21 protein-coding genes and 1 tRNA gene are annotated in these 25,476 nt (G+C 64.3%); 21 read left to right on the top strand and 1 reads right to left on the bottom strand.

Going from position 1 to position 25,476, the window contains the following annotated elements:
* Window positions 1–315: hypothetical protein (locus VJ307_09755; protein HJX74427.1), on the bottom strand; the 315-nt coding region annotated here is incomplete at its 3' end.
* An 82-nt stretch (window positions 316–397) separates the two neighbouring features.
* On the opposite strand from VJ307_09755, the gene VJ307_09750 reads away from it, so the two are divergent.
* From VJ307_09750 to bamA, 21 genes are all read left to right on the top strand, one after another.
* Window positions 398–1,909: an ATP-binding protein gene (locus VJ307_09750; protein ID HJX74426.1), complete on the top strand. Its 1,512-nt coding sequence runs from the start codon at window positions 398–400 to the stop codon at window positions 1,907–1,909.
* Window positions 1,902–3,296, top strand: a complete 1,395-nt coding sequence (locus VJ307_09745) for a sigma-54 dependent transcriptional regulator (protein HJX74425.1) — start codon at window positions 1,902–1,904, stop codon at window positions 3,294–3,296. The genes VJ307_09750 and VJ307_09745 overlap by 8 nt, the downstream gene beginning before the upstream one ends.
* 140 nt (window positions 3,297–3,436) lie before the next feature.
* Complete coding sequence (locus tag VJ307_09740; GenBank protein ID HJX74424.1) at window positions 3,437–3,679, top strand: helix-turn-helix domain-containing protein; 243 nt, start codon at window positions 3,437–3,439, stop codon at window positions 3,677–3,679.
* 4 nt (window positions 3,680–3,683) lie between these two features.
* Window positions 3,684–4,745, top strand: coding sequence for a type IV pilus assembly protein PilM (gene pilM, locus VJ307_09735; GenBank protein ID HJX74423.1), 1,062 nt, complete (start codon window positions 3,684–3,686; stop codon window positions 4,743–4,745).
* Entirely contained in the window at window positions 4,742–5,278 is a 537-nt protein-coding gene (locus tag VJ307_09730) for a PilN domain-containing protein (GenBank protein ID HJX74422.1), read from the top strand. The genes pilM and VJ307_09730 overlap by 4 nt, the downstream gene beginning before the upstream one ends.
* Window positions 5,279–5,312: 34 nt before the next feature.
* Window positions 5,313–5,912, top strand: coding sequence for a type 4a pilus biogenesis protein PilO (locus VJ307_09725; protein HJX74421.1), 600 nt, complete (start codon window positions 5,313–5,315; stop codon window positions 5,910–5,912).
* Window positions 5,909–6,448 carry a pilus assembly protein PilP gene (locus VJ307_09720; GenBank protein HJX74420.1) on the top strand — a complete coding sequence of 180 codons (540 nt, stop codon included), beginning with the start codon at window positions 5,909–5,911 and terminating at the stop codon, window positions 6,446–6,448. Before VJ307_09725 ends, VJ307_09720 begins: the two co-directional genes overlap by 4 nt.
* Before the next feature lie 20 nt (window positions 6,449–6,468).
* A complete protein-coding gene (gene pilQ / locus VJ307_09715; GenBank protein HJX74419.1) occupies window positions 6,469–8,703 on the top strand; it encodes a type IV pilus secretin PilQ in 2,235 nt (744 codons plus the stop codon).
* 85 nt (window positions 8,704–8,788) lie between these two features.
* Complete coding sequence (aroC, locus tag VJ307_09710) at window positions 8,789–9,976, top strand: chorismate synthase (protein ID HJX74418.1); 1,188 nt, start codon at window positions 8,789–8,791, stop codon at window positions 9,974–9,976.
* On the top strand, window positions 9,973–10,548 hold the full coding sequence (locus tag VJ307_09705) for a shikimate kinase (GenBank protein ID HJX74417.1): 576 nt from the start codon (window positions 9,973–9,975) through the stop codon (window positions 10,546–10,548). Before aroC ends, VJ307_09705 begins: the two co-directional genes overlap by 4 nt.
* Window positions 10,545–12,365: a 3-dehydroquinate synthase gene (aroB, locus tag VJ307_09700; GenBank protein ID HJX74416.1), complete on the top strand. Its 1,821-nt coding sequence runs from the start codon at window positions 10,545–10,547 to the stop codon at window positions 12,363–12,365. Before VJ307_09705 ends, aroB begins: the two co-directional genes overlap by 4 nt.
* On the top strand, window positions 12,343–12,699 hold the full coding sequence (locus VJ307_09695) for a hypothetical protein (protein ID HJX74415.1): 357 nt from the start codon (window positions 12,343–12,345) through the stop codon (window positions 12,697–12,699). The genes aroB and VJ307_09695 overlap by 23 nt, the downstream gene beginning before the upstream one ends.
* 116 nt (window positions 12,700–12,815) lie before the next feature.
* Window positions 12,816–13,274 carry a type II 3-dehydroquinate dehydratase gene (gene aroQ / locus VJ307_09690; GenBank protein HJX74414.1) on the top strand — a complete coding sequence of 153 codons (459 nt, stop codon included), beginning with the start codon at window positions 12,816–12,818 and terminating at the stop codon, window positions 13,272–13,274.
* On the top strand, window positions 13,261–14,376 hold the full coding sequence (locus VJ307_09685; protein HJX74413.1) for an aminopeptidase P family protein: 1,116 nt from the start codon (window positions 13,261–13,263) through the stop codon (window positions 14,374–14,376). The genes aroQ and VJ307_09685 overlap by 14 nt, the downstream gene beginning before the upstream one ends.
* Before the next feature lie 14 nt (window positions 14,377–14,390).
* Window positions 14,391–14,948, top strand: a complete 558-nt coding sequence (gene efp, locus VJ307_09680; protein ID HJX74412.1) for an elongation factor P — start codon at window positions 14,391–14,393, stop codon at window positions 14,946–14,948.
* A gap of 10 nt (window positions 14,949–14,958) precedes the next feature.
* Window positions 14,959–15,423 carry an acetyl-CoA carboxylase biotin carboxyl carrier protein gene (gene accB, locus VJ307_09675; GenBank protein ID HJX74411.1) on the top strand — a complete coding sequence of 155 codons (465 nt, stop codon included), beginning with the start codon at window positions 14,959–14,961 and terminating at the stop codon, window positions 15,421–15,423.
* The gene (gene accC / locus VJ307_09670) at window positions 15,420–16,754 is read left to right on the top strand and encodes an acetyl-CoA carboxylase biotin carboxylase subunit (GenBank protein ID HJX74410.1); all 1,335 of its coding nucleotides are present in this window, start codon (window positions 15,420–15,422) and stop codon (window positions 16,752–16,754) included. The genes accB and accC overlap by 4 nt, the downstream gene beginning before the upstream one ends.
* Before the next feature lie 55 nt (window positions 16,755–16,809).
* Complete coding sequence (locus tag VJ307_09665) at window positions 16,810–18,102, top strand: tetratricopeptide repeat protein (protein HJX74409.1); 1,293 nt, start codon at window positions 16,810–16,812, stop codon at window positions 18,100–18,102.
* Window positions 18,103–18,151: 49 nt separating this feature from the next.
* Window positions 18,152–18,226 (top strand) — tRNA-Gly (locus VJ307_09660).
* A gap of 89 nt (window positions 18,227–18,315) precedes the next feature.
* Window positions 18,316–22,650: a translocation/assembly module TamB domain-containing protein gene (locus VJ307_09655; protein HJX74408.1), complete on the top strand. Its 4,335-nt coding sequence runs from the start codon at window positions 18,316–18,318 to the stop codon at window positions 22,648–22,650.
* A 7-nt stretch (window positions 22,651–22,657) separates the two neighbouring features.
* Window positions 22,658–25,420, top strand: coding sequence for an outer membrane protein assembly factor BamA (gene bamA, locus VJ307_09650; protein ID HJX74407.1), 2,763 nt, complete (start codon window positions 22,658–22,660; stop codon window positions 25,418–25,420).
* Window positions 25,421–25,476 lie beyond the last annotated feature (56 nt).

Below are 25,476 nucleotides of genomic sequence, written 5' to 3'. Positions count from 1 at the left end.
CTGCAGGACCGAGTTGATCCGGTAGATGGGGCCGGCGATCCGGTGGCTGAACCAGAGCGTATACAGGAACATGCCGACGAGGACGAACAGGACGGCGGGCCAGATGCGATGGTGGAGGATGAGAAACTCCTGCGACGCGGGCTCGAGTTCCACAAGGTCCGTTCCCGTGAGGAGCTGGAACACGGAAGGCGTGAACACCAGAATGATCCCGATGATGAAAAACAGGAGGAACGCCCCGAGCATCCGCCACGCGAGGCCGAACTGATACTGCTTGTCGACCAGCCGGAATCTTTGTCGTTTGACGGCGGCTTTCACATTCGCCTCCCTCCGTCGTTTTTGCTATTCTAAACCTCGTGCGGAATGTGTCAACCAACTCCCTCGGGGGGCGGGCCGGTTGATGAAGGACATGTCGGTCCGGGCAGGCGTCGTCCTCCAGTTGACGCTCATCGCGATCGCTTCCCTCTCCTTTCTTTCGATTTTCGCGCTCAAGGTCATCGAGATCACCGTGGAACGCCGCCATGTCGAAGCGGCGGTCTCCGTCGCCGAGGTCGTCCGGGACGCCATCCGGATGGGGGAAAGGGCAGGGACGGGTTCCCTGTCTTCCCTCGAGTCCCTGGGGAAACTTTCCCCCTACATCCGCGAGGTGGTTCTCCTCCCGGAAGGCGAGGGGCCGGACGTGATCCAGGTGGTCCCCGTGGGCGGGAAAACCTTCGGGCTCTTCTCCGTCCATCCTGTCGTGGATGTGACCCTTCCCCTCCTGGAAGGCGCAGGGGGCAGGCGGGCGATCCGGGTGCGATTCTATTCCCCGGGCGTCGAGCAGGAGGCGCGGAACCTTCTCCGGGTCGCGGGAGCGTTGATGGTGGCGGACGTCGCGGCGTTCGTTTTTTTCGGGTTCCTGCTGATGGACCGGTCCGTGGTGCGTCCCCTCAAGCGCCTTGCGGCCGTCACCGAGAAGATCGCCTCGGGCGACCTTTGTCTGCGGGCCGACGAGTCCCCGGGGAACGAGGTCGGGCAGCTCGGCGCCTCCTTCAACCGGATGGTGGGCGCGATCCTCTCCGCGCAGGAAATGGCGAGACAGGCCCAGCAGGAGATTTCCCGTTCGGAACGGCTTGCTACCGTGGGTCGTCTGGCCGCGGGGATCGCGCATGAGGTGGGCAATCCCCTGATGGGGATCCGCGGGTACGCGGAGTATCTTCTCAGGAACGATCCCCCCGCGCAGGAGCGGGAGGATTGCCTCGACAAGATCGTCTCCGAGACGGGGAGGATCGAGAATATCGTGCGTGGCCTGCTGTCCGTTGCCTCCTCGGAACGAACCGGCAAAGAGACCGCGGATGTGGACGACGTCGTGCGGGAGACCGTCGACATGCTCTCGTTCCGGAAGATGTTCCGGGATGTCGAGGTGGTCGTCGAGGCGGGCGGGATGCACCGGGTGTCGATCTCGGCGGAGCGCTTCCGCCAGGTGCTGCTCAATCTGATGATCAACGCGGTCGACGCGATGGAAGGAGGAGGAGTCCTCCGCGTTCGGACGTTCGGCGTGAGACCCTGGGTCCCGCCCGCCGTGCGGATGGCGAGAAGGCGGGCCTACGACCCGCCCGAGACGGACGTTCTGCGCCTGCGGAAAGGCGTCGGAGATCTCCCCGCGGGGGGGGTGGCGGTTTCCGTGACCGACACCGGATGCGGCATCCGGCCGGATGCCCTTCCCTCGATCTTCGACCCGTTTTTCACGACGAAGGAACCGGGGAAGGGAACCGGGCTCGGCCTGTCGGTCTCTCGCGCGATCGTGGAGGCCGCCGGGGGGGAGATCGCCGTCACGAGCGACGAGGGAAAGGGATCGACGTTCACCGTGATTCTGCCCGAGGCGGAGGAAGAAGCGCCGCCGGGCGACGCGGGGAGGGGGGAGGATGGCTGACCGGATCCTGGTGGTGGACGACGAAGAGAGCATGCGGGACGTGCTGAGGCGAATCCTCAGCGCGGAGGGATATTCCGTTTCCCTCGCGGAGAACGGGAAGAGAGCGCTCGCGCTTCTGGAGAAGGAGCGGTTCGACTTCGTCCTGTGCGACATCCGGATGCCGGAGATGGGGGGACTCGAACTTCTCCGGGAGATCATGTCCCGGAAGATCCCCGGCACGGCCATCATGATGTCGGCCTTCGGGACCGTGCAGACGGCCGTCGAGGCGATGAAGCTCGGCGCGTACGATTACATCTCCAAGCCGTTCATGAGCGATGAAATCCTCCTGACGCTCCGGAAGGCCCAGGAACGGGAAACCCTGCGGAAGGAAAACGAGGCCCTCCGACAAGAGGTGGAAAAGGCCTTCCGCCCGGAGGAGTTTCTGTACGCAAGCCCCTCGATGGAGAACGTCGTCCGCATGGTGGAGAAGGTTAAGGATTACGACACCACGGCGCTGGTGACGGGCGAGAGCGGGACGGGGAAGGAACTCATCGCCCGGATGCTTCATTACGCTGGGAGGAGGAAGGCCAAACCCTTCGTCGCCATCAACTGCGGGGCGATCCCGGAGACGCTGCTGGAGAGCGAGCTTTTCGGACACCGGAAGGGGGCGTTCACCGAGGCGAAATCGGACCGGTCGGGCCTCATCGAGGAGGCGAACGGGGGAACCCTATTCCTCGATGAGATCGGCGAGCTGCCGCTCATGCTCCAGACGAAGCTGCTCCGGTTCATCCAAGAGGGGGAGTTGCGCCGCCTCGGGGACACGGAGGTCCGGAAGGTGAACGTCCGGATCGTCGCCGCGACGGCGAGAGACCTCGAGCAGGAGGTTTCGGCAGGGACCTTCCGAAAGGACCTCTTCTACCGGCTGAACGTCATCCGGATCCACGTCCCCCCCTTGCGGGAGCGGAGGGAGGACATCCCTCTCCTGGCGCAGCACTTTCTCGCTCTCTTCCGCAGGAAATTCCGCAAGGGAGAGATCCGGTTCTCGCCGGAGGCCATGGAAACGCTAACGGGCCACGACTGGCTCGGGAACGTACGGGAACTCGAGAACCTGGTCGAGCGGTGCGTCCTCCTCGGAGGGGAGGGGGAGATATCCCGGGACCAGCTGATTACCATCTGGGGAGGGGGGGGGGCCGGGGAGAGGGGGACGGACCGATCCCCGCGGATGGTCCTCCGCATCCCCGTTTCCCTTGAGAATCCGGACTTGAAGGCGGCCGTCAAGGAGATGGAGCGGCAGATGATCCGGCTGGCCCTGGAACGGACCGGGGGGAGCCGACCGAAGGCGGCAGAGCTGCTGGGGATCTCCCATCCCGCCCTGCTTTACAAGGCGAAGGAGCATGGAATCAATTAATGGTAATTTAGCATAATTATAATAATTTAATGGGTATTTAAAAATCGCTTGACATTAATTTTACGGGAGGTACCATTTGTCGTAGTTGCGGTTGTTTTTGCGTACTTTCCGGCCGGGCCACAAGCCTCGAGGGCGATAGGATGAAGGCGGTAAAGACCAAGGGTAAAGTCGAGACGAACAATGTCCGAAAGATCAGGGAAGGGCTCCTGATGAGCAAGGCGGAGTTGGCAAGGCGCGCGGGTTTGTCGGTGCTGACCATCGACCGGGTGGAGAAGGGCATGACATGCCGCATGGACACGAAGAGGAAGATCATCCTGTCCCTCGGTCTGCAGTTGTCGGACCGGGACAAGGTGTTCAGCAAGAAAGACGAGAAGGACAGGTGAAGCCATGGGGCTGCTGGGATCGAAGGAGTTGATCGGGCTGGACATCGGGTCGAGCTCCGTCAAGCTCGCCCATGTCAAGCCGGTGGGCCTGGAGTTCCGGGTGAAAAAATTCGGCGTCTTCCCCCTGCCGCCGGACGCGATCGTGGACGGCGCCATCATGGACCATGCCGCGGTGATCGAGGGGATCAAGACCGCGTTGCGCGAGCTCAAGGTGAAGGAGAAGGAGGTCGCCACCTCGCTTTCCGGCCATTCCGTGATCATCAAGAAAGTGGTCCTGCCCACGACCACCCCGGAGGAGCTGGAAGAGTCGATCCAGTGGGAGGTGGAGCAGTACATCCCCTTCGACATCAAGGACGTCAAGATCGATTTCCAGGTGATCGGTCCGTTGAAGGAAGACCCGTCCAAGATGGACGTCCTCCTGGTCGCCGTGAAGACCGACCTCGTCAACGACTACATCTCCGTGGTCAAGGACGCCGGTCTCACCCCCTCGATCGTCGACATCGACTCCATCGCGGCGGGTAACGCCTTCGAGCTCTGCCACCCCGTGTCCGACGAGCAGGTCCCGATGGTGGTCAACGTGGGGGCCTCCTTCATGAACATCAACATCCTCCATGCGGGAGTGCCGCTGTTCACGCGCGACGTTCCCATGGGCGGGGGCATGTACACATCGGAAATCCAGAAGCAGCTCGCGGTGAGTTTCGAGACGGCGGAGGAGCTCAAGGTCGGGAAGAAGACCGCGGGAGAGCGTGCGGAAAGGATCATGGAGATCATGAGGACGGTGTCGAACATCCTGTCCACGGAAGCCCAGCGGTCCTACAACTTCTTCTCGGCGACGTACCCCGATCGCCTGGTCACGAAGGTCTACCTGACCGGCGGTGCGGCGAAATCCGTTTTTCTCAAGGAGATGCTCGCCGAGAAGATCGGGGTCGACGTGGAACTCTTTGACCCGTTCGATGGGCTCACCCTCGAGGAAGGCTCGGTGGATCCGTCCGTGGTATCCGGATTCAACACCGCCGCCACGGTTTCCATCGGGCTTGCGCTTCGGAACCAGGAGGGCCGCGGATGATCCGGATAAACCTGATCCGGGGAAAACGGAAGAAGAGGAAAGAGCTGAATATCGATCTGCTCTACTTCCTGCTGCCTCTCCTGGTGTTTGTCGGCATCCTGGTCTTCCACGGATCGGTTTCCGGGAAGATCAAGCAGCTTGACACGGACATCGGAAAGGCCAACGCGGAGGTCGCCCGCCTGAAAAAGGAAATCGGGGAGGTCGAAAGCTTCAAGGCCCGGAAGGCCGAGCTCCAGCAGAAGGTCGACGTGATTTCGAAGCTTCAGCAGGGGCGGAAGGGGCCGGTGACGGTTTTCGAGGCGTTGTCGGCCACCATTCCCGAGAAATGCTGGATCGACTCATTGGCCATCAAGGGGGATCGGGTCGATCTCCGCGGTGTCGCGGCGAACAACTACACGATTGCGAATTTCATGACGGCTCTCGGGCAGAGCGGCAGGTTCCGGGACGTGGTGCTCGGGTCGGCGGAGCAGGCGACGGTTTCGAACGTGAAACTGGTGAGGTTCAACCTGTCGTTCCGCGCGGTGCAGGAATAACGAGCAAGCAAAAGGCGCAAGGAGAGGAACCGCGATGGCGCTCAAGCTAGGGGATATTTCGAAGGTTCCCCCGAAACAAAAGATATTCCTCACGGTCCTGATCTGCCTTCTGTTGGGAGCGGGATATTATTACCTGTACTACAAGTCGGCCTCTCAGAAGATCGACGTTCTCCAAAAACAGCTCGCCGAACTCCAGAGCAAGATCAAGGAGCAGGAAGTGATCGCGAAGAACCTCTCCTCCTTCCAGGAGGAGGTCCAACGTCTCGAGAGACAGCTGGGCCTGCTGCTGGACCAGCTCCCGAACTCCGCGGAGATCCCCGACCTCCTCAAGAACGTGTCGGACCTCGGCAAGGAATCGGGACTCGAGTTTCTGAAATTTTCCCCCGGCGGGGAGGTCAACAAGGGGTTCTATGCGGAGATTCCGGTGTCCATCTCCGTCAACGGCGAATACCATGGCTTCGCCGTGTTCGCTGACCGGGTCGGCCATCTCCCGCGCATCGTGAACCTTGCCGATATCGTTTTTTCCCCGTCCAAGGCAGGCGGGGTCATGGTGAACGTGAGCTGCACGGCCACGACCTACCGTTTTCTGGAGCAGGAGGCTGCCGGCAAAGGCGGGAAAGGGAGCGCCCCATGAAGCACGAAATCCCCCGCCCGGTTCGTATCGTATTGGCGGTTGCGGTTCTTTTCGCGATGGCGTCGGGCGGCTGCGGAACGGAAGACTCCGCTCCCCCCCAGGTGGTGAAAAAGACCGTGACGAAAGAGACCCCCAGGGCGGCGGAGGCCGCGTTGCCCGCCGCGGGGGTGCAACCTCCCCCCCTCGTGCTTTATAGCCCGCTCGGGAAGCGGGATCCGTTCGTCCCATTCCTCAAGGTGGAGGAAAAGACGGCCCGCGCCGGTTTGGATTCTCTTCCCTCGCTGCAGAGGTATGAGTTGGGAGAGTTACGCTTTGTCGGTGTCATCTGGGGCTCGGACGTGACCCGGGCCCTTGTGGAGGATGCCGAGGGGAAGGGCTACACGGTGACGGTCGGAATGAAAATCGGACGCGGCGGCGGAGTCGTTACCCGGATCACGGACGGGGAGATCTTCGTACGGGAAGAGTTCCAGGATTACGCGGGGGCGAAGGTCGCGCGCGAGAGTTCCTTGAAGCTACAGACCGGAGGAGGAAAATGATGAAGAACCGGTTACGGTCAATGGGCCGATACCTTTGGCGGTACCAGGCCTGGCTGGCAGCCGCCGCGCTGGTCTCCGCGATGGGGGCCGTTCCGGCCATTGTCGTGGCTGCCGGGGATGCTCCGCAGGCTGCTCCCGGGGGGAGGATCGAGGAGATCGTCGTCTCGAAGACGCCCTACTACACCAATATCGAGGCGAAGGTATCGGGAAAGATCGAGAACACCAACTCGTTCAAGCTCAACGATCCGTTCCGGATCGTGGTCGACATATGGGGGGTGGCGCAAGGGGCGGCGGCTTCGGAAATCCCGGCGGGTACGCCCCAGGTGAAATCGGTCAAGCTCTCGCAGCAGGGAGACAAGCTCCGCATGCTGGTGGAGACCCCCGACGATCTTCCGCTGCCGTTCCTCGTCACCACCGAAGGGAACCGGCTTGTTCTTTCGGTCGGCGGTGGACAGGAGGAGAAGGTGACGAGCCTCGACCGGCCCGGGGCGGATAAGGTGCCCGCTAGGGGCAAGGCCATCCTGGGCATCGATCTCGAGGACATCCCGGACGCATCGAACGTCGTCATCGCGACGTCGGGCGACCTACCTCACAAGGTGGTCGAGGGGAAGGACAGCGTAACGCTCTTCTTTCCCGGCGCGTCCGCGGAGAAGGGGTTGCTGCGGGAGATGGACGCGAGGAAGTTCGACATCCCCGTGAAGACGGTGCGGCCCGCCGCCGTCAGGAACGGGATCGGGGTAACCGTCGCGTTCGTCCCCGGCTCCTCCTATACCGTGGAGGGGAGGGACAACTTCGTGATCCTCTCCTTCCCGAAAGCGGCCGGAGGAGGGAAGCCCGTCGTGGTCGCGGAACTGAAGGGAAAAGCCGAGCCCTCCCCGCCCCCGATTTCGGCACAGGAGATGGGGACCGCCGGGGGGGCCGCGAGGTGGGGATTCGTCACCCACTCGGAGGAATCCCCCAGGAAGTATGTCGGGCAGAGGATCTCCCTGGACTTCAAGGACGCCGACCTGGCCAATGTATTCCGGATCATCGCCGAGGTCAGTAACCTGAACATCATCACGACGGACGAAGTGAAAGGCAAGGTTTCCGTCCGGCTCATCAACGTCCCCTGGGATCAGGCGCTGGACATTGTCCTGAAGGCGAAGGGTCTCGGGGTCTCCCAGGAGGGGAATGTCCTTCGCATCGCCCCTCTGGTGACGCTCCGGGGCGAGGACAAGGCGCGCCTCGACGCCAGGAAGGAAGTGGAGAAACTCCAGGCGTCCCTGGAGGGCGTGATCGAGACGATCCCCGTCAACTACGGCAAGGCGTCCGACCTGCAGAACAAGATCAAGGACCTTCTCTCCGAGGGGGGGAAGATCCAGATCGACGACCGCACAAACATGATCATCATACGGGACCTCCGCAAGAACGTGGAGGACGTCAAGTCGCTGGTAGCGACGCTGGACACCGCGACACCCCAGGTGCTCATCGAAGCGCGAATCGTCGAGGTCGACACCTCCTTCACGAGGGAACTCGGCGTGCAGTGGGGCGGTTCGTGGAAAAACGGGGCAGCCACCCAGATCGGCATCACGGGGGTCCAGGATTCCGCCGGCGCCTCCATTCCGGGTCAACCCCTCACCAACACGACGCCCTTCGCGGCCTCGACAACGCCGCCGAATTTCGCGGTGAACCTCCCTGCCACCATCGGGCTCGGTTCCGGCGGCGGGATCAGTTTCGGGATCCTTCGGGACAATCTCCGCCTTGACCTTTCCCTGTCGGCCCTCGAATCTTCCGGCAAAGGGAAGGTGGTTTCCTCGCCCAAGGTCGTAACGATCGACAACAAGGAGGCGGTGATCGAGCAGGGAACCCAGATCCCGTACTCGACCGTATCCGCCTCCGGCACGAACACCCAGTTCGTGGATGCCACCTTGAGTCTCAAGGTGACGCCCCACATCACTCCGGAAGGGAGCGTCATCATGAAGCTCGAGGCGAAGAACGATTCCCAGGGGGCGGTGGGAGCCACGGGGCAGCCGGCCATCAACAAGAAGAAGGCCACGACCGAGGTCCTGGTGAGGGACGGAGAAACCGCGGTGATCGGAGGGATCCTCCAGGTGTCGCGGAAAGAGGATCAGGCGGCGGTGCCGTGGCTTTCGAAGATCCCCGTTCTCGGGTACTTCTTCAAGAAGGACACGAACACCTCGTCCAACAGGGAGCTGCTGATCTTCATAACGCCGAAAATACTGAAAACGGAGTCGTCGCAGGCCAGGATGTTCTGACTCCGCACCGGGTACCCTTGATCCGGAGCACCTGCTCGAAAGGGCCTGGTGCTCCGTTTTTTTTCGAAACGGAGGAGAAACGGCCTTGTTCACGTTCCGCACGGCCGGGGAGACCCACGGCCCGGCTCTGATCGCCGTTGTCGAGGGGCTTCCCGCCGGAATGCCGTTCGATCGGTCGGCCGTAGACCGCGAGCTTGCCCGCAGACAGGTCGGATACGGACGCGGGGAGCGGATGCAGATCGAGAAGGACGAGGTGGAGGTTCTCTCCGGGGTCCGGTTCGGCAGGACGCTCGGAGGGCCGGTGGCCATGCTGGTGCGCAACCGGGACTGGGAGAACTGGCGGGAGAAGATGGCCCAGGAGGGGGAAGGCAAAGGGATTCCCCCCCTGACGACGGTACGCCCCGGACACGCCGATCTCCCGGGGGTGCTCAAATACGGTCACCGGGACGTCCGCGACGTGCTGGAAAGGGCGAGCGCGAGGGAGACGGCGGCCCGGGTCGCGGCGGGGGCTCTGGCGCGGATGGTGTTGCGGGATGTGGGTGTGGAGATCGCGGGGCACGTCGTCTCGATCGGAAGGGTCCGCGTTTCCCGTGAAGTTCCGGGATGCTGGGATCTGGCTGCCGCATCGGAGAAAAGCGACCTGCGGATGGCCGATCCCGTCGCCGCCCGGAAGGCGGCCGCGGTAATCGACAGGGCGAAGAAGGCGGGAAGCACGGTCGGGGGAACGGTGGAGGTAATCGCTCGCGGGGTGCCTCCCGGGCTCGGCTCTTATGTCTCCTGGGACAAAAGGCTCGACGGGCGGCTGGCGCACGCCCTGATGAGCATACCGGCCATCAAGGGAGTCGAGATCGGGGGGGGCTTTCCCCTGACAGCGCTTTCCGGGGATGCCGTGCACGACGAAGTCTTTCCGGGGAAGGGGCGGGGGAAACGGCTGTTCCGCGGGATGTCCCTCCCGTTCCACCGGAAAACGAACCGGGCGGGAGGGATCGAGGGGGGGATGACAAACGGCGATCCCGTGGTCGTGCAGGCCGCCATGAAGCCGATCCCTACCCAGTCGAATCCCCTGCGCACGGTGACCATCGGAAACTGGAAACGGGCCAAAGCGCACCGCGAGCGAAGCGACGTCTGTGCCGTGCCGGCATGCTCGGTGGTCGCCGAGGCCATGGTGGCCATCGTCCTGGCGTCCGCCTTCCTGGAGAAATTCGGGGGGGACTCGATGTCCGAGATTCACTATAATTATTCCGGTTACCTGCGCCGGATCGGATGCCGATGAGGGGCCGTGGGATCCCCCGGGGAGCCGTCCTGGTGGGATTCATGGGAGCCGGGAAGAGTTCCGTGGGGGAAGAGGTCGCCAGACGTCTCGGCGCGGAGTTCGTCGACGTGGACGACCGGATCGAGGCCGGTGCGGGAAAAAGAGTACAGGAAATCTTCGCCTCGGAAGGGGAGCAGGCGTTCCGGGAAAGGGAGCGCAACGCCATCCGGGATGCCGTATCGGTCCCGGGCCGGGTGATCGCGACCGGGGGAGGAGCGTTTCTGGACACCGAAAACCGGCGGGCGCTCAAGGGCTATGCGCCTGTGATCTTTCTCGATGTTTCCCCCGCCTGCGCGCTCGAGCGCCTGGAAGGCGACACGTCCCGTCCCCTCCTTTCCGGGGAGGACCGGGAGAAGGCGGTAACGGAACTGATGGCAAAGCGCCGTCCGGCCTATCTGGAAGCGGATTTCCGGGTGAACACGGAGCATCTGCCGCCGGACCGGGTGGCCGAAGAAGTGCTCCTGCTTCTCTCCCCGGAGACGAGAAGCGACCCGCCGGGGGAAGGCGCCGCAAAAGAAAGGAGAAGGGGGTGAACGAGGGAATCCTCACCGTTTCGCTGGGAGACCGTTCCTATGACATCTTCTTCGCGAACGGGGTGTTTCCCCTCTTCCAGGAGTGGGTGGGCCGGTTCTTCCGGGGCGACGCCGTTTTCGTCGTGACGGACAGGACCGTCTTCTCCATCTACGGCAAAGACATCCAGAAGTGGCTCTCGGGGATCCCGCACCATGTGTTCTCCCTCCCTCCCGGCGAGGGGGAAAAGCACGGGGATACGGTACGGGAGATCTACTCCTTTCTCGCCGGCAAGGGGGCGGGGAGGGACTCGCTCGTCGTGGCGTTCGGAGGGGGGGTCGTGGGAGACCTTGCCGGGTTTGCCGCCGCCACCTTCCTTCGGGGGATGCCCTACGTGCAGATTCCCACCACGCTCCTTTCGCAGGTGGACAGCAGCGTCGGCGGGAAGACGGGGTACAACCTCCCGGAAGGGAAAAACCTCGTGGGCGCGTTTCACCAGCCCCGGGCGGTGTTCATCGATCCGACCTTTCTCCTCACGCTGGACGACCGGAACCTGCGCGCCGGCATGGCGGAAGTCGTGAAATGCGCCTTCGCCGGAGTCCCCTCCCTGCTCGAATCGGTCGCGGCCCGCGCGGGGAGCTGGAGGAAGATGTCCGGCGAGGCATGGATCAACGTCATCCGCAGCGCCTTGGCGTTCAAGGCCGGGGTGGTGGAGCGGGACGAAAGGGAAGCCTCCACCCGCCGGATCCTGAATCTCGGGCACACGATCGGACACGCGCTCGAGCAGGCCTCCGGCTACTGGCGCCTCCTTCACGGGGAGGCCGTCGCGATGGGAATGGCCTGGGAGGCCGTGTTTTCCCGCCGGCAGGGGGTGACGCCCCCGGGGGTGGAAAGGCAGATGATCGACCTGCTCCTCGCGATGGGGTTCACCATCGACGACCCCGGGATTCCGCTCCCGGCGATCGCCGCCGCGATCGGGATGGACAAGAAGAGGATGTTGTCGAACATCGACATGCCGCTCGTGACCGGCCCGGGCTCCTGTGTCCTTCGGCCCATCCCCGTATCCCTTCTCCGGGAGGATTTGCCCGCCATTCGGGACGAGATCCGGAAAATCTTGCGGGAACGGGCGGGGGCGGCGGTGCCCGAGAAGCGGCGTGCCCCGGAATATGAGGAGGTCCGAGCCCCTCTTCCCGGTCCGGCCGACACCCTGCCTTCGATATCCACGCTGGAACGGAGAGTGGTGGTGGATCCGAGGGACGCGGATGCGATGATTGCGCTCGCGGAGGCATACCGCCGGGCAGGCAATCTCGCCGGGGCGTGGGAGACGATCAAGGAGGTGTTGCACCAGCACCCTTCCTCCGCGAGGGCGCAGCACGTCGCACGGGAGATCGAGCGGAACATGAAGGAGGGCCATCCTGTGACCGGGGAGAGTCCATCCCCCCTTCTCGAGGACGTCCTCATCCTGGAGGAGGGGGCGTTCGAGCTTCGCCCCGCCGACCGGCGGGACGACATTCGCGAGGAACGCGTCGTCGCCCCCGGGCCCCCGGCGCCCGGACCGCCTGACACGACGGAGGGGACTCCCTCGTTGGGTGGGGGGGAGACGGTCAGGACGGTCACGATGGCGAGCGTTTACTGGGACCAGGGAAAGCAGGAGGAGGCGAGCCGGATCATCGAGGGGATTCTCAGGGAAAATCCTATGGACCCGCGGGCTCTGGCGTGGAAGGAGGCTCGCGAGGGAAAGCGGCCGAGGGAGAGGGGAAAAGAGGCGGAGAACGCCCTGACCGGTTTTCTCGAGAAGGTGGCGAAGGAGTACGGATATGACGTTCCGCGACATCATTGAGGGGATGCACCAAAAAGAGCCGGCGATACGAGGGGGGGCCCTCGCCGGATCGGACGGACTGGCCGTCGAGGAGTGGAGCGCCTCCGGCGGACTCGACCTCTCCGCTCTCTGCGCGGAGATGGTCCAGTTTTTCAAGGAGAGCGGGCGGGTGGCCGGGGAACAGGGGCTGGGAGGAACGTCCGAGGTGTTCATCGGCGGAAAAGACGGGTTTTTGTTCCTGCAGAGCGTGACCGCCGACTATTACCTCCTCCTGGTTGCGGCTCCGGGTGCGATTCCCGGGAAGTGCCGCTTCCTTCTCCGGCAGGGCGCCTCCCGGGCCCGGGAGATGCTGTGATCCCCCCCTCCCGAGGGGGAGCGCTTCCCTCTTCGGCGGTTCCCTTCCCCCGGAGGCGGTCCACGGGGAGACGGGATGCCCCCGGGAAGGCAGGGAAACGGCCGGCCCCGGGGGAGGTGTACCGGATCCTCTTCCTGGACGGGCCGAACCTCAACGTCCTGGGAAAGCGGGAGCCCCAGGTCTACGGAAGGAAGACCCTGACCGAAATCCGCCGCGAAGTGTCCGAAGCCGCCCGGAAGGAAGGGGCGTCCGTCACCTTTTTCCAGTCCAACCACGAAGGGGAGATCGTGACCCGCCTCCAGACCGCCCGGGAGAGCGCCGACGGCCTGGTGATCAACCCCGGAGGGTACACCCACTCGAGCGTGGCGATCCGCGACGCCCTGATCTACGCGGGACTTCCCGTCGTGGAAGTCCACCTGAGCAACCTCGCCCGCCGGGAACCTTTCCGGAGGCAATCCCTGATCGAGGACGTGGCGATCGGCCGGATCGCGGGATTCGGCGGGTTCGGGTATGTCCTTGCCCTGTATGCCATACTCGACCACCTCCGCGGGGAAGGTGGAATTGGCCCGACGTAGCTTCCAGGCGCCGGCGGAAAATTCGCGCGTCCGGAAGCTCCTCGGGGTCCTGGCGAGGCGAAAGGTTCGTCTGTTCCTCTGCGTCCGGATGACCAACATCCGATACCTCACGGGCTTCCGCGGAAGCGACGCCGTCCTTCTCGTGTCCCCCGACGGGGTGACCTTGGTGACCGACGGCAGGTACGCGCAGCAGTCCCGCGAGGAGGTGCGCGCCGCGGAGATCGTCGTCACCGACCGGAAGTGGCCGGAGGTGTCGCGCCGGATCCGGTCGTCGGGACGGCGCTCCGGGGGGAGGGCCTCCGCGAGGATCGGCTTCGAATCCCGTCATCTCCCCGTGGAGATCTACCGGTTCCTGACCCGGGGGAACGACGGAAATTGGGTGGCGCTGCGGGACCCGGTCGAGGCCCTCCGGATGCGGAAGGAGGATGCCGAGATCCGCGCCATGGAAGGGGCGGCGGTCGCCGCCTCCGGCGCCTTCCTCGAGGTGCTCTCGACGGGGATCAGGGGAAGGACCGAGAGGGATGTGGCGGCGGACCTCGAGCGGGGGATGAAGATCCTCGGGGCGGAGGAACCTTCGTTCCGGGTCATCGTCGCCTCGGGGCCGCGCTCCGCTTTTCCCCATGCCGAACCCGCGGACGATACGATCGGGAGGAACGAGGCGGTCGTCATCGATTTCGGCGCCCGTCGCCGGGGGTATTGCTCCGACGAGACCGTTTCCGTTCTCCCCGCCCGCCCCGCCCCTTCCCTGCGCAGGATGTTCGACGCCGTGCGGCGCGCGCAGGAGAGAGGAATCCGGGCCGTCCGCCCGGGGGTCCCGTGCCGGGAGGTGGATGCCCGGGTACGGGAATCGCTGGACCGTGCGGGATATTTGAAGTATTTTGTTCATTCCACCGGCCACGGCGTGGGGCTGGACATCCACGAACGCCCCTCCCTGTCTCCCCGGTCGAGGGATCGGCTTGCCGAGGGGATGGTCGTGACCGTGGAACCGGGAGTGTACATCCCCGGGGTGGGGGGAATCCGGATCGAGGACATGATCCGGGTGACGGGGACGCGGGGAGAACGGGTGACCTACCTTCCCAAGAAGTCGCCGTTGTTTTCCTGAAGGGAGAAAGGCGCATGTTTTCCACCACGGACTTCCGGAACGGGCTCAAGATCGAGTTCGGGGGAGATCCGTACGTGATCGTGTATTTCCAGCACGTCAAGCCCGGGAAGGGCGGGGCGTTCGTCCGGACGAAGCTCAAGAACCTGAAGACCGGGTCCGTCCTGGAGCACACGTTCCGCAGCGGGGACAAGGTCGACAAACCGGACCTCGAGGAGCGGGAGATGCAGTTCATGTACCGGAGGGAGAACGCCTTCCACTTCATGGACACCACGACCTTCGAGCAGATCTATCTGGACGAGGATCACATGGGGGATGCCGCCCACTACATGATCGAGAACCTCCCGGTCAAGATTCTGTTCTTCCGGGGGGAGCCGATCGGGATCGATCTTCCCATCTTCATCACCCTGCAGATCATGGAGACGGATCCGGGCCTTCGGGGTGATACCGTGAGCGGGGCGACCAAGCCGGCGAAGCTTTCCTCCGGTGCGGTGGTGCAGGTTCCCCTCTTCCTCAATGTGGGGGACAGGGTCAAGGTGGACACTCGGACCGGCATGTACATCGAGCGCGCGTAAGGGGAGCGACATGAATCTGAAAGAGATACGGGAGATCCTCGAGCTTCTCAAGGGAACCGACGTGACTGAACTGGAAGTGGTCCGCGGGGAGGACATCCTCAAGGTCCGGAGGGGGCCGACGGGCGAGATGCGGCCGATCCCCGCCGCGCCGCCTCCCCCTCCATCGGCGGCCCCGCCCGCGGAGGCTCCTGCCGTCCCCGCGAAGGAACCTCCGAAGCCGGCGTTCAAGGAGGTCGTTTCCCCGATCGTAGGGACCTTCTACCGGGCACCGGCGCCCGATGCGACTCCGTTCGTCGAGGTGGGGAGCCGCGTCACCAAGGGGCAGGTCCTGTGTATCGTCGAGGCGATGAAGATCATGAACCAGATCGAATCCGACGCCAGCGGCGTCGTGGTGGCCATTCTCGTCGAGAATGCGCAGCCGGTAGCCTACGGCCAGCCGCTTTTCCACGTCTCGCCGGAGCAGGGGACCGGATGATTCACAAGGTTCTTGTCGCCAACCGGGGAGAGATCGCGGTCCGCGTCATCCGGACTTGCCGCGAGATGGGACTCCGGACCGTCGCCATCTATTCCACCATGGACAAGGACGCCATGCATGTCAGGATGGCGGACCAAGCCGTCTGCGTGGGACCGCCTCCGAGCGCGGAGAGCTACCTCAACGTCCCCTCGATCCTGAGCGCGGTCGAGATCACCGACGCGGACTCGGTGCACCCCGGGTACGGCTTCCTCGCGGAAAACCCCGCCTTCGCGGAGATCTGCGAGAATTACGGCGTGAAGTTCATCGGCCCGTCGTCGGAGTCCATTCGCCTGATGGGGGACAAGATCGAGGCGCGCCGCGCGGTGCGCAAGGTCAAGGTGCCGACCGTTCCCGGCAGCGACGGCGCGATCACGGAGGAGGAGGAGGGCCTCCGGGTCTCGAAGCAAATCGGATTCCCGGTGATCATCAAGGCGGCCGCGGGAGGCGGCGGCAAGGGAATGAAGATCGTACATTCCCCCGCTTCCTTCATCAACGCCTTCCTCACCGCCCAGTCGGAGGCGCTCGCCGCGTTCGGCACCCCCGATGTCTACATCGAGAAGTATTTCGAGCACGCGAGGCACATCGAGGTCCAGGTGATGGCCGACAAGTTCGGCAACGTGATCCACCTCGGGGACCGGGACTGTTCCGTCCAGCGGCGCCATCAGAAACTGATCGAGGAAGCCCCCGCCCCGTTCCTTCCCGCCCGGGTCCGGAACCGGATCCACAAGGCGGCGCTCGATGCGTCGACCGCGGCGCGGTACAACAATGTGGGGACGGTCGAGTTCCTCTACGTGAACGAGGGGGAGTTCTACTTCCTCGAGATGAACACCAGAATCCAGGTCGAGCACCCCATCACGGAGATGGTCACGGGCGTGGACATCGTGCGGGAGCAGATCCGGATCGCCGACGGGAAGAAATTGCGATTCGACCAGAAGGCGATCCACTTCCGGGGACACAGCATCGAGTGCCGCATCAACGCGGAGGACCCCGAGACGTTCACGCCGTCCCCCGGGCGAATCTCGTCGTGCGTGTTTCCCGGAGGGTTCGGGGTCCGTGTCGACACGGCGATTTATCCCGGCTACACCGTCCCCTCCACGTACGATTCCCTCCTGGGCAAGCTGGTGGTCCACGGGGATGACCGGAACGAGGCGATCATGCGGATGCGCCGGGCGCTCGAGGAGATCCGGATCGAAGGGGTGAAAACGACGATCGACTTCCATAAGAAGCTGATGATCGATTCGGATTTCACCGAAGGTCGTTTGTGGACGAAATTCGTGGAAAAGAGGGCATAATGGACAGGGGGCACGCCAGCCGCTCCGGACGGCCCCGGAAGGAGAGTGAACCGGGGTGAGCCTGTTCGATTCCTTCAAGAAGATTTTTTCTCCGGGCGGGGGAGATGAGCGCAGCTCCCTCTCCCGGAAGGTCCAGGAATCTCCGCAAGATCCCCAGGCGCGGCAGAAGCTGGGCCTCTTTCTCCTGAGGGCGGGAGAGGTCGTGGAGGGGACCGACCAGCTTGCACGGGCGGCCATCCTGTACGAAAAGAGGGGGTTCACGACCAAGGCCATCGCCGTCCTGCGGCAGATGCTCAAGAGCGACCCCTCCAACAGCGATTTCCAGCGCTGGATCATCCGGCTGTTCGCCCAACAGGGGCATACGGGGGACGCGCTGAGCGAACTGCAGAAGGTGGCCGCGGGGGGGATCCAGTTTTCCTCCGACGATCAGAGGATCGAATTCTTCCGGAGCGTCTCGGAGAGCATGCCGGACCACCCGCTTCCTCATCTCCTCGTTGCCGACGTCTATCTGCTCCAGAGGAAGATGTTCGAGGCCGTGAGCGAGATGGAGAAGGCCCTGCAACGCCGTTCTTCCGCCGGAATGCAAAAGGAGTTCGCGGGCAGGGTAAGCGTCCTGTCCTCCCTCACGGGGGACAACGCCGAACTTTGCGAGCCCACCGGATTCCTGTGGATCGCCGCGGGGAAAATCGAGGACGCCCTCCCGTTCCTGGAGAAGGCGGCGGAGCTCGCAAGGGAGTCGGGGGATCCCAAGCGCGCGTCGGATGCCGATCAGGTGCTCGCCCTGCTTCAGGAAGGACGGGGGGAGGAGATCGCGGACGCGATGTCCTTTGCGGAGGCCGTCGGGAGGATCTCGGAGGCCAAGGCGCCTCTTCCCCCGCCCGCGGTAGATCGGCAGGCGCCTCCCCCGGGGGGCCAAGAGGAGGAGAGGATTCTCCAGAGCGCCGTGGAGAAGCTTCAGGCGAAAGTGAAGGAGGAGATCGGCGAGTCGGATCCGGAGGCGCGGTACAACCTCGGCATCGCGTACAAGGAGATGGGTCTTCTGGACGAGGCCGCGGAGGAGTTCCGGCTTTCCCGGTCGACGCCGTCTCTTTTCCTGGGGGCTTCGTATCTGCTTGCCGAGACGGTGGCCGAGAAGGGGGATGTCGCCGCCGCCATCGGGCTGCTCGACGAGGTGCTCGCGTCGGAGAACCTCCGCGACACCGAAATGCGGGATGTCCGGTACCAGAAGGCGGTTCTCCTCTCCCGGGGGGGGAGGGAAGAGGAGGCGAAGGAGATATTCGTCTCCCTCTACGAAACCTCGCCGGATTACCGGGACGTCCAGGAGCGTGTCCGGAAGTTCCGGGGATGAGCATGCCGGTTGCCACGGCTGTCGGTTCTGTGATAAGAGCAGGGGGTAAGCGGGCGTAATTCAGGGGTAGAATGCAAGCTTCCCAAGCTTGACGTCGCCGGTTCGAATCCGGTCGCCCGCTCCATGTTTCGATCGGGTGTCTTCCCAATAGAAAGGGCCCCTGCTGGGCGGGGGCCCTTCGCTTTTCCGCGGAATCCTTTATAATTTGTCTCTATGGCGAGGCGATGGACGTGGTGGATCGGCTTGGGGTTCCTCCTCGTCGTACTCCTTGCCTTCGGGACCTGGCGGCTTCTCCAGGAGGTTCCCGGCCTCATGGCGAAGGCTGAGGATACGATCCGCCGGGAGGCCGAGGCGCTCGGTCTGGAGCTTTCCTTCCGGGACCTGCGGTTTCACCCCCTCCATCTCCGCGTCTCATTGGAGGACCTGGACATCCGGGACGGGATCGCCGGAATACCTCTTGCCCACGCGGATCATGTCGAGGTTTTCCTTTCCCCCCGCCGGTTCCTGTCGGGCCTGACGCCGGTGTCCCGCGTCCTCGTGCGCGCGTTTTCCATTCACGCCGGAGAGGCGAACCGCCCCCTGCTGGAAAAAGTACGGGGCTCCGGGAAGGGGGGGGAGGCGGGAACGCTCCCCGAGATCCTCCTCCTCGACGGCAAGATCCGATTCGAGCCCATGGGTCCGCTCGAACGCTGGGAGGCGAAGGTTCCGGAGGTCCGAATCCGGCCCGTCCGGTTTCTGGGGACGCATGTCACCGCTGCGGTTCAGGAGGCCGCCGGGCGGATTTCCCTGCCGGGGGCGGGGAGCGGGAATATCCCTTTCGAATCGGCGGAGGCCGACTTCTTTCTGAAGGGGGATTCCGTTCGGGTACGCAAGTTCCGGGCATCGGGGCGTTCCGCGAAGCTATCCCTGTCCGGCCAGTGGGAAGGGGCCGATCGGACGGTCGATTGGAAATTCTCCGGGGAGGCGGATCTCGCGGTCTGGGCGGCATCCGGGGCTTGGGGAAGAGACTGGATTCGCCGTGTGGCGACGGAGGGAACGGTCGCATTTTCCGGCCGGATCGAGGGGCCCCTCGAGAACCCGGAGGGATCGGGGAAGATCCTGGCGCGCAACCTTCTTTTTCCGGGAAAGACGCCGTTCGAGGGGGAAGCTTCGCTCGCGGTCGCGGGAAAGAGGATCCGGCTGGAATCGCTTCGCGGGAAGATATGGGACGGGGTCGTTTCCGCCGCGGGGATGTACGATTTCCGAGCAGGGAAGGGGGATGCAAAGCTTTCGCTGGAGCAGGCGGCGTTCGGGCAAGCGCCCTGGGGTTCCTGGGGAATTTCGTGGCGTCCCGCCGGAAGGGGAACCCTTGTCCTTTCGTTGACGGGGGGTCGGGAGATCCTCCAGGGGACGATCTCCCTGAAAAACCCGGCCGGGTTCGAGCGGCCAGGAGCGGATGGGGTACCGGCGGTGAGAGTGGCGCTTCCCTTGGCCGCTGTTGCGGCCTTCGATGTTCTGCCCGGCAAAGAATGGCGGATACGGGATCTCCGGGTGACGGCGGGTAGGGCGGAAGCCACGGGCAAGGGGGCGTTTGCCCCGGACGGCAGGAGACTATCGTCCGCCGGAGGCTTCCTCGTCCCCCGGGGACGGGCCGCGGATTACGGCTGGGTCTACCCCCTCTCCTGGGGGAGCCTGTCCGGCGCTTGGTCGGTTTCGGGGGCCGCGGGGAACCTGCACGTGACCGCAAAGCTTACGGCCGAAGGGCTCGCCGCGAGGGCTCTTCCTCCCGTGCCTCTCTCCCTGAAACTGGAGGGGGATCCGGCGGACGTCGTTCACTTCGTCGCGGATATCCCCGTGGATGTCGCGAAAGTCACCGCGGTCGGCACGATCTCCGGACCCCTCTCGTCCCGCCCCCCCTCCCTCGAGGCGACCGTAGGCGCTCGGGATATCGATTTCTCCCTGGCGGGAGGATGGGGCGCAGCCGTGCTCTCCTCCCTGCGAAAGGACCCGACGCAGCTCCAAAAGTACACGGCCGGAATGTCGGGGACGGGGAACGCCGACCTCAGGATCTCGGTCGGCAAAGGAGCCTACTCGGTCTCCGGCTCGATCTCCTCTCCCGAAGTCCGGTTCCCGGGAATCGGCGTACGGGCGGTTTCCGCCTCGGGAAACTGGGGCGAATCGGTTTCCGGCGCTCATTGGGGGTTCCAGGCGGACGGTCGATTCGGGGAAGGTTCGTTCCTCCTGACGGGGAAGGGGGAGGGAGGGGAATCCGGGATCTTCGGGACGCTGGAGGATATCGATCTCGGGACGTTGGCATCCTTCGTGGACGGGGATTCCAGGGGACGGATCGGCGGGCGCGCAACCATGCGGTTGGAGGCAAGCACAGGCCCGCGAGGTTGGGAAATCCGGAAATTCTCGGCTTCCGTTCCCCGGTTGAACGCCGCCGGGCTGACCATCGAGCAGGTTTCGGCGGAGGGCTCCCTGGGGGCATCTTCCGGCATCCTCTCCCTCGTTTCCGCCTCCCCCTTTCTGAGGGCCTCGGCGGACATCCGTCGCGAGAGCGGGTGGCCGGTATCGTTCTCGGTCAGGGCCGAAGGGGTCCCGACGGGGGCGCTGCTCGATGCGATCGGCCGGAAGGATGCCACCGCCCAAGGGACCTGGGATGCGGTCGCCGAGGGAACCATGAAGGTCGAAGATTGGATCGCGGGGAGGAAAATGCGCCCGGAGGTGTTTTCCGCGTTCCGGTTTTCCGTTTCGGCGACCCAACCGGTCCTTTCCGGGGTTTCCTTCGGGGCGTTGTCCGCCGAAGGGAAAAAGGAGGACGATGTCATCGTCGGGGAGATCGGAAGCCGTCTCCCCGACTCGCGTCTCTCCTTTTCCCTCTTGCTCCGGGAGCCTTTCAATTTCCGGGTGGAGGGTCCGTTCACGGTGGGGCGGCCGTCCGGCCCTGCATCGACGGGAGGTTCCCCGGAGGCTATCCGGGAGGATGCCCAGGCGAACGGAAACGGGAAAGCCCGGCTCGGCATCGCCGGAAGGGTGCAGGTCACCGGTTCGCTGTTTGCGCCGGAAAATTCCCGCGGGATGCTTGCCGTCGAGCGGTTGATGGCTCGTTACCGGGGGATGGATCTGACGGGCGAGGAGATCTCGATCCAGCTTTCCTCCGAGGGGATTCGCTGGGCGAGCGGGACCGTGCGGGCCGCAGGGAATCCCCTGCGCGTCACCGGGAAGGCCTCCTGGGCCGGGGACCTGGATGTCCGTCTCGACGGAAGGGTGCCCGCCACCGCCATCCGGCTGGTCACGGACGTATTCGACCGGCTGGACGGGATGACCCGGATGGAAGTTCGGGTCACCGGGCGGTGGGACGATCCTTCCGTCATCGGGACCGGGCGCCTGGAAAACGGCACCTTTTCCTTCCGTGGGTACGCGCAGCTGTTCGAGCAGATGAACGCCGACGCGGTGATCAGCCGGGAGAAGATCATCTTCGAGCATTTCGAGGGGAGGAGCGGAGGGGGGTACATCGACGGCAGGGGCGAACTCCCCTTGCGGTTCGCCGAGGGACAGAAGATGTACTTCTCGGTGGACTTCTTCGATATGCGATACCCCTACCCGGAGGACCTGCGCCCCATGCTCCAGGGGCACGCCGAGCTACGCGGGCCACTGAACGATCTTTTCATCACGGGAGATGTCGAGGTCCAGTCGGCGACGTACACGAAGACCGTCCGTCCCGAGCAGGCGCTGCTCGATTTCCGGAAGAGGCTTGCGGATGTGACGGCCCGTCGGCGGGAATCCGATTTCCGCATCCGGTTGGACCTCGAAGTGTTGGCCGACGGTACGATCCATGTGAAGAACAACCTCGGGGAGGGGGACTTCAAGGGGGAGTTCAAGGTCGTGGGGGATACGAGCCGGGTCATTCTGTTGGGGGCCTTCGACGTCACGGAAGCGCGCGTCGACTACCGGGGCAACCGGTACGAGCTGACGCGCGGGAGCCTGGAATTCCAGGACCCCCGCCGCAACAACCCCAGGCTCGATTTCCGGGCGGAGACGAAAAAAGGGAACGTGACCGTTACCGTCAGGATATCGGGAACGCTGGAGAAGTACGAGGTGGATCTCTCTTCCGACCCGCCTTACAGCAAGAACGACATCATCAGCCTGTTGTCCCTGGGCGTCACCTCGGAGACCCTCGCGGGAGCGGGGGGGGCGGTCTCCGCCGCCCAAGCGGCAGCGATCGTCCTCGGGCCCTACACGGGGAGGGTGGAGGAGGGGCTCCGGAACGTCATCGGCCTGGACAAGTTCGCCATCGAGCCGGCCTATTCCTCCACGGACAAGTCCTTCGAGCCGCGGTTCATCGTCGGAAAGACCTTCGGGGAACGGTTGTCGGTCTCCATCTCCACGAACGTGGGGGCGACGACGGAGAGCAGCGCTGTCGCGGAGTTCAAGGTCCTCGAGAACGTATACCTCCAGGGCGCCTGGACGAGCGCCACCACAGCCCAGGAGGGCGACCTGGGGGCCGACGTGAAATTCCGGTACCGATACCGTCAGTTCCGGGACATCTTTCGTGGCGGGGACTGAGGGGCGCGTGAAGGCTTTCCGTGTTTCGGGGATTCTCGCCGCGCTTTTTATCGCCGTCGCCGCGACTCTCTCCCTTGCCGAGACCTCTATGGGAAGCCAGGTTCCTGTGGTCGAAAAGGTCTCCTTCCGGGTTGCGTCCCCCATGATGATTTCCTACGAGGAACTGGCCGGGCTCGTGGCCTTGCGCCCGGGAGACCGTCTGACCTCCGCCGCCATACGGGAATCGATCCGACGGCTGCACCGGAAGAGCCTGTTCCAGGAGCTTTCCGTCTATGTGCGGGAGGAGGAGGGGAGGGCGCAGATCCTGTTCTTTCTCCAGCCGTTGCCCGTGGTGACCGAAATCGAGATTTCCGGCCAGAAGCGGGTGCCCGCCTCCCAGATCCTGGCCGCTTCCCGGATCCGCCGGGGGGCGCCGGTGAAAGGGACGGATCTCTCCCGGGCGCAGGATGACATCCTTTCCCTCCTGCGGGGGAAGGGATTCCTGAAAGCCTCGGTTTCGGTCCTGGCGTTCTGCAACGTGGATAACGGGACGGGGAAGGTCAGGATCGAGGTGAGGGAGGAGCGCCCAGCTTCGGTAAGGGAAGTCCGGGTGCCGGGGGCCGCGTTTTTCCCCAGGGAAAGGCTCGAAGAGCTTCTCGGCGTTTCCATCGGTTCCCCGTTCGACTTCCGGGAGTGGGAGAGGGGAGTGAACAGGCTTCGGGGAGCGTACAAGCGGGAAGGGTTCCTGACGGTGCACGTCTCCGAAGCCGGGGTTTCCTGCGAGAACGAAGAAGGGCTGTGTCTCACCGCCCGCGTGGAGGAAGGTCCCCGGTACGCGATCACATGGGAGGGGGCAAACCGTTTTTCCGTCGCGACGCTCGAGAAAGCGTCGGGGATCTACGCGGAAGAGGGGGAATTCTCCGAGGGCGGACTGGTGTACGACCTCAAGGAGCGATTGCTCTCCTTTTATCGGGGGCGGAAATACCTCAAGGCGTCGATCGATATCGAGGTGGAGGAGAAGCCCGAAGGCGGCCGCCGCCTGACGATCCACATCGGGGAGGGGAAGGCGGGATACCTGAAGGAGGTGCGATTCGCGGGAAACGCGCACATTCCGGGGAAACAGCTGCGAAAGCAGATGCTGTCGACGGAACGGGGGTTCTTCCACTATCTCACGGGGTCCGGGAAGTTCGACGAGGCGGAATGGGCCGGCGACCTCGCCGCCCTCGTCGGGCTCTACCAGAAGGAGGGATACGCCCGCGCCCGCATTTCCTCCGTGGACACCGACTGGGACGGCAGCGGCGGGATCACGGCGACCATCCACATCGAGGAGGGGGTGCAGTACCGGCTTCGGGAGGTCCGGCTCAAGGGAAACGACCATTTTCTGCGGGAGGAGCTTCTTCCCCTGATCGGGAACCGGGAAGGACGGAATGTCGATTACGCCGGCCTGGACCGGGACGAGGGGACGATCGCGACGCATTACCGGAATGCGGGATATCTCGACGTCTCCGTAAAGACGTCGTTGGAAACCGAGGAAGGGCAGGACACGGCCGTGATCCGGTTCGACATCTTGGAAGGCCCCCGGTATCGCCTCGGGAAAATCGTCGTCCAGGGGAATCTCCTCACCGATCCCGTCGTGGTCCACCGGGAGGTCGCGATTCCCGAGGGGGCCCCCGCGGGAGAGAAGAGCCTGCTGACCTTCCAGCAGGCCGTCTTCGGGACGGGCTTGTATAAAACGGTCCGCCTGAACCAGGTCAAACGACCGGAGGAGGGGATCGTGGACCTGATCGTCGAGGTGGAGGAGGCCCTCTTCTTCGAGTTCGAGTTCGGTCCGGGGTACGGCACCGACACGGGCGCACGGGGATTCGTGGGAGCGAAGCACAGGAATCTGGACGGGAAGGGGCGAAGTTTTTCCGCCCGCGTTTACGCCAGCCAGAAGGAGCAGAACTACCTGGCCGGCATGCGCGAGCCGTGGGTGTTCGGCAACCGGTGGAAGTGGGAGGGGGGGGTGACCGCCTTCCATCAGGAGGCCGAGCGCGAGAGCTTCAGCCTGCGGAAAACGAGCATCGTCACCAGCATCAACAAGACGATCTTCCGCCGGTCGTCCGTCTCCCTGCAGCACGAATTGTCCCGGGACGACGCCTTCGACGTCGCCCCGGATGCCGTCCTGTCGCCGGAGGACCAGGGGAGCGCGACGATCTCGGCCGTTCGGGGCCTGTTCGTCCTCGACTTCCGGGACGACCCCTTCAACCCGAAGCGAGGGTCCTTCAATTCGGGGTCCGTGGAATTCGCCTCCTCGTTCCTCGGGTCGGAAGTGGACTATTACAAGGTGACCGGCCAGTCGAGCTGGTACTTCCCCGTATTCCGGCGGAACACCTTCGTCGTGTCCGGCCGTGCGGGGATCGTCAGGCCGCTGGGGAGCACGATCGAGGTTCCCATCCAGAAGCGCTTTTTCCTCGGAGGGAGGACGACCGTCCGCGGGTTCAAGGAGGAGTCGCTGGGACCGCGTGGGGCCGACGGGACCCCCACGGGCGGAGACTACATGGTCAACGGGAACGCCGAGCTGAGGGTTCCCCTGCAATACGGTATCATCGTGGCCGTTTTTCTGGATGCGGGAAGCGTCTGGTTCCCGAGGGACCCCGAAAACGGCTTCGATCTCCGGGAGAGCGCGGGGCTTGGGTTACGGTACGTGACGCCGATCGGTCCGATCGCCCTGGACTACGGATGGAAACTGGACAGGAGGGAGGGGGAATCCCCTTCGGAGTGGCACTTCACGATCGGGGCCGTGTTCTGACCGGTGCCCCAGGCGAGGGCGGCGACGGACTCCTTGCGCACGACCCGGGTCCTAGC

It is taken from the genome of Candidatus Deferrimicrobiaceae bacterium, assembly GCA_035256765.1.
Lineage (GTDB): Bacteria > Desulfobacterota > Deferrimicrobia > Deferrimicrobiales > Deferrimicrobiaceae > CSP1-8.
The sequence above is the reverse complement of the archived record's forward strand: the minus strand, read 5'-3'. Positions and strand labels throughout refer to the sequence as shown.

Excerpts from the sequence above, each read along its gene's own strand:
- VJ307_09750 (HJX74426.1), top strand. The coding sequence starts at position 398 with ATGAAGGACATGTCGGTCCGGGCAGGCGTCGTCCTCCAGTTGACGCTC.
- VJ307_09745 (HJX74425.1), top strand. The coding sequence starts at position 1,902 with ATGGCTGACCGGATCCTGGTGGTGGACGACGAAGAGAGCATGCGGGAC.
- VJ307_09740 (HJX74424.1), top strand. The coding sequence starts at position 3,437 with ATGAAGGCGGTAAAGACCAAGGGTAAAGTCGAGACGAACAATGTCCGA.
- pilM (HJX74423.1), top strand. The coding sequence starts at position 3,684 with ATGGGGCTGCTGGGATCGAAGGAGTTGATCGGGCTGGACATCGGGTCG.
- VJ307_09730 (HJX74422.1), top strand. The coding sequence starts at position 4,742 with ATGATCCGGATAAACCTGATCCGGGGAAAACGGAAGAAGAGGAAAGAG.
- VJ307_09725 (HJX74421.1), top strand. The coding sequence starts at position 5,313 with ATGGCGCTCAAGCTAGGGGATATTTCGAAGGTTCCCCCGAAACAAAAG.
- VJ307_09720 (HJX74420.1), top strand. The coding sequence starts at position 5,909 with ATGAAGCACGAAATCCCCCGCCCGGTTCGTATCGTATTGGCGGTTGCG.
- pilQ (HJX74419.1), top strand. The coding sequence starts at position 6,469 with ATGGGCCGATACCTTTGGCGGTACCAGGCCTGGCTGGCAGCCGCCGCG.
- VJ307_09705 (HJX74417.1), top strand. The coding sequence starts at position 9,973 with ATGAGGGGCCGTGGGATCCCCCGGGGAGCCGTCCTGGTGGGATTCATG.
- VJ307_09695 (HJX74415.1), top strand. The coding sequence starts at position 12,343 with ATGACGTTCCGCGACATCATTGAGGGGATGCACCAAAAAGAGCCGGCG.
- efp (HJX74412.1), top strand. The coding sequence starts at position 14,391 with ATGTTTTCCACCACGGACTTCCGGAACGGGCTCAAGATCGAGTTCGGG.
- accB (HJX74411.1), top strand. The coding sequence starts at position 14,959 with ATGAATCTGAAAGAGATACGGGAGATCCTCGAGCTTCTCAAGGGAACC.
- accC (HJX74410.1), top strand. The coding sequence starts at position 15,420 with ATGATTCACAAGGTTCTTGTCGCCAACCGGGGAGAGATCGCGGTCCGC.
- VJ307_09655 (HJX74408.1), top strand. The coding sequence starts at position 18,316 with ATGGCGAGGCGATGGACGTGGTGGATCGGCTTGGGGTTCCTCCTCGTC.